The organism is Psychrobacter sp. 1Y4 (genome assembly GCF_051847555.1).
In genome coordinates this window covers 1-879 of the sequence record NZ_JBPYDE010000294.1, presented here as the reverse complement: position 1 = coordinate 879, position 879 = coordinate 1, and the positions used below count along the sequence as shown (strand labels likewise).

The window sequence follows — 879 nt, the reverse complement described above, 5'->3', positions numbered from 1 at the left end:
TCGATAGTTTAAATGCTGACAACTTGATACTGCGCTGGGGTGACAATTATGTCACTGCTAATGGCAATGCCAAACAGCTACAAACCAAAATTAATATCACAAGCTTAGATCAGTTGTCGGATAAGCTTGCTGGCAAAGTAACTGGTGGAGCGACTTTGTCTCAACCAGCAGGTCAGGCACTACCAACGATTTATATCGATTTGGTCGGTGAGCGGATTGCACTACCGGGCTTTATTTTGCGTCAAGGTCGTATACGTGGCAAGCTGGTTAATCTAGCCAATAGTCCAAGCCAGCTTATCGTCAGCGCTGAAGGTCTGGATGCTGCGGGACAAAGCTTCGATAGTGTTAAAGCATCATTTAATGGTACTGAAAAATCTCATGTGGTTGATCTCAATGTGGCTAATAAGCAACTGGACATTGGTGCCAGACTAAAAGGTGGGTTCGATCGAAACACGCTACGCTGGTCAGGGGTCATCGGTAAAGGCCGCGTTAAATCCAGATACGCTACCTTAAATCAATTACAGCCAGCACAGCTGATTGTGAATTTGCCTAATAATCAAAACGGCAATAACACAGATCTCAAAGTACAGTTGGCTGCACATTGTTGGCAGGCCGCGGATCAAACGGGCAAACTATGCTTACGCAAGAACTTAGTGGCTTCTCCAGCCAGTGGTGAAGTCGATGTGGCATTGCAGAATTTAGATACGTCATTATTTTCAGTATTCTTACCAAAGGATATTGATTGGCATGGCAAGATTAATGGTAAAGCCATTGTCGGTTGGCAACGTGGTCGTCCGCCAACCATTAACACGACACTATATTCAGATAATGGCAAAATCGGCTTGATTCAAGACGGGGATAGCACGCCTGTAACACTGC

Annotated in this window: 1 pseudogene; it reads left to right on the top strand. The window is 45.1% G+C overall.

The features are described from left to right. Positions 1-879 (top strand): annotated as a pseudogene (locus ACS8FC_RS15880) (translocation/assembly module TamB domain-containing protein); the annotation flags it as partial.